A 3,120-nucleotide genomic window follows, 5' to 3' on the forward strand; every position below is an offset into this window, starting at 1 on the left:
GCAGGCGTCCCAATCGTTGCGCATCGGGGCGCAGTTTGACCCCCAATCGGCGTCGAAGGTTGAAACGCCGGCGCCGACCCGCGCGGCCTGCTCCGGTCTTCCGCTTCCTGACATCTCGAATCGTCGCTGGCCGATCATCTGGCTCACCAGCAAGTTATCGAGGAGCTGTCCGCAAGTAAAAGCCCGCTCATCGTTCGGGAGTTCTTTAGGGAAATTCGCGACGCGAGCGACCTCTTGGCGAGGCTGATTTCGTCGGGAGCAGGAATGCTTGCCAAGGAGGTCGATCCACTTATTTTCCAGCGGCGCCTGTAACGCACGATAGAAGCGGGCGTGATCGTAAAGATGCTCGATCACCCGGGCCAAAGCGGGCTTCACGCCGCAATTAATCTGATCAGGCGGCGTCAACAGTGATGATGCCAATTATGGAGGTCAGCTCTTTGTTAATCCGATGCGTTAGTTCTCGACGCCAGAAAAGTCAGTGGCAGCAATTTCGTGCGCTTCGGCCACTGCGCCTATGCAACACGTCGTCGCTTTCTCTATCACGTCGTGATTTGCTATCTGTATGTCCACTTTCGCGCTCCATCAGATCGATTGTCGTCAGGGCTCGTATGCTACAGGTCAAGCTGAATGGCTGACATTGGCCGTTCTTTATTTCGTCGCCACGCCGCCGGGCTTGACTTGACCTGCTGCGAAAAGACCGGAGTGAAATGGCTCTGATCCACAAAGCCAGTCGCCGGCGCTACCTGACACAATCGCTCGTTAGTATTGAGAACGAGATGCTTTGCGAGCTCTACACGTTGATGAATTAGCCACTGGTGGGGAGCGCAACCGACTGTTCGCTTGAAAGCTCGGCTGAGATATCCAAGTGATAGACGACTTGTATTGGCAAGTTCACTGACACTCCCGACAGCTTGGCTCCGCGCCCGAGGCCGTTGGCACCAAGTCCTGTGATGTAACCTGGTGTTACGAAAAATGATCCGAACTAATTATGTAGTCGCAAAGTCACCGCGAGCAGAGCGCAACTGCTAGATCCGCGCGACGTCTGACGGTGCTGTCTATGTCGCTGATCACCTTCTTTTCTTGCCGAAGATCGTCAAGCGGGAGGTTGCATTTCAGCGGCCGTCCGAATCGAAGTCTCGCATCGAGAAGGGCCGGCTTCGAGCGCCATAAACCTTCGTATCGTTTCGGTTACCCCTTGTGATACCCGACGATTGCTTAGGTTCAATTGAGCCGGTGATCGCGATCGTCTTTGGTTAGGTCAATAGAAAAGCATACAGGCTCATCAGGCGCGACTGCGAAAATGATGATCAAAGACCTGCAGCGATAACATCAAGAGGAGATCACAATGCCTAACTGCTCCGAAAGTCTTGGATCCGGCAGAGGCGCGCGATGCGCAGTGTGTGATGGTAAGTTTGGTCTCGTCCGACACTATTCGTGGCGAACTCCCCTTTGCTCCAGGAAGTGTGTCGACCACTTCAGAGGTCGCCAAGCCAGCTACCGGAATTGGCTGCTCTGGCCGCAAATTGCCTCAGGCGAAAGAATCGATAACCGCGCGAGGGCTCTATGACCATTGAGCAGGTCTCACAACGAGGCAAGGAATACTTGAAATCGGCGGAGACCTTGCTTCGCGCTGCCCAAACCATGACCGATCGAACGATTGCGGGTCAGCTTAAGGCTCTTGCCGATGACTACGAGCGGCGAGCTGAGAAGGCTACGCATGTTGATACAGCCAAAGCCCTCGCTCGATCGGCGGCTAACGCTGAAGACGAGTGGTGGACATGACCTAACGGACAGCCTGCGAGCATACCTTGCGGAAAGAAATGCGCAGTGAATGCCCGTGCACGATTCAGTCACGTCAACGCGGCCTCCCTTTCTGACCAATGTTTGGAGCGAACATGAGCGAAATTATTCGATTTGTCCCAAAGTATGAGCGGGATCGAGCGCGTCTAATTCGAAGGGCCCGTGCGATATACGACAGTATATTCCCGCCGGTTGATCCAGCCAGCGAGAAGCAGAACAAGGCACCCGTAGGTCATGCGGCCAGCGGCGCCAATGACCATCGTAGCGACGGGACTCTTCTGTCGTGATCAAGGTCATCGCCGTGCTCTGCAGTCTCTCCTCTCCAGCTAACTGCCACGAGCAGACAGTCACCACCTCGGACTTTGCTGAGGTCTCAATGCAATCCTGCCTGATGGGCGCGCCGCAGCTCGCCGAGTGGATGAAGCAGCATCCCGCCGAGCGCCTGGCAGCATGGCGCTGCGTGGTCGGCGAACGGAATGGTAGAGGAGTCTAAGCTGCAAAGTGGCTTTCTTTGAGAATCTACGGCCAATGCGACTGGCGCTGCGTTGTCAATTGCGAGTTAATCCAAGTCTGCCTGGCGCTTTCCTCCCGTGCGACCGGGGGCAGCATCGCCCTGCGGGTGGGTTCGCGAGCTGCACATATTTCTTGAATATCTGTCCTCGTGCTCGGCGAAAGTCAGGAGCGCTCGTCGAAATCAACGGATCGGACGGAGCAAGGCAGGTAAATGAAGATGTCGGACGAGGGTGCGAGATATGAAAGCTGGGTCGGCGCGGCGAGCGGCCGCCATCAGAACATGCCGATCGCCACGGTCGCCCTAATTCTTTGCCTGTTCGCGGGCCTGCATTTTGCGTTCTGGAGTCTGGTGGAACCACGTATGGCTGCGGCACAGGTCGAAGGGAAGCTGCCGAGCGTCTCGTACAATCGATTTGCCAAGCGATCTTCCGGAGATCTGGCCGTATCTGAAGCGCAGATCCGCACCGATCTCACCGCGATTGCCAAACAGGCAAAGGCGGTACGCACCTACGCCTCAACGCAAGGTCTGGAACGCGTTCCAGAGATCGCGGCTGAACTCGGGCTGACGGTCACGCTGGGCATCTGGATCGATAAGGATGATGCCCGAAACGAACGCGAGATCGAGAGTGCCCTCGACCTGGCAAGGCGCTATCCCAATGTTACCCGGCTGGTCGTGGGCAATGAGACGATTTTCCGGCACGAACACACCGCGGCCGAACTTGCCAAAATTGTCCGCCGCGTAAAGCGAGACAGTCCGGTGCCGGTGGCGGCCGCCGACCACTGGAATACATTTCTTGACCATCCTGA

At 56.5% G+C, this 3,120-nt stretch carries 4 protein-coding genes; 2 read left to right on the plus strand and 2 right to left on the minus strand.

Features of this window, described 5'->3' with window-relative positions; all coding sequences use genetic code 11:
* Both WCA53_RS26590 and WCA53_RS26595 read right to left on the minus strand, forming a co-directional pair.
* A partial coding sequence (locus tag WCA53_RS26590) for a hypothetical protein (RefSeq protein WP_423917633.1) occupies window positions 1-420 on the minus strand: 420 nt, incomplete at its 3' end.
* A gap of 191 nt (window positions 421-611) precedes the next feature.
* On the minus strand, window positions 612-977 hold the full coding sequence (locus WCA53_RS26595; RefSeq protein ID WP_423917644.1) for a helix-turn-helix domain-containing protein: 366 nt from the start codon (window positions 975-977) through the stop codon (window positions 612-614).
* 1,106 nt (window positions 978-2,083) lie between these two features.
* Here WCA53_RS26595 and WCA53_RS26600 point away from each other — a divergent pair.
* Both WCA53_RS26600 and WCA53_RS26605 read left to right on the plus strand, forming a co-directional pair.
* Complete coding sequence (locus WCA53_RS26600; RefSeq protein WP_423917637.1) at window positions 2,084-2,293, plus strand: hypothetical protein; 210 nt, start codon at window positions 2,084-2,086, stop codon at window positions 2,291-2,293.
* A gap of 231 nt (window positions 2,294-2,524) precedes the next feature.
* Window positions 2,525-3,120 (plus strand): hypothetical protein (locus tag WCA53_RS26605; RefSeq protein WP_423917641.1); only part of this gene is annotated, 596 nt, incomplete at its 3' end.

This window comes from Caballeronia sp., from assembly GCF_049581465.1.
Lineage (GTDB): Bacteria > Pseudomonadota > Gammaproteobacteria > Burkholderiales > Burkholderiaceae > Caballeronia.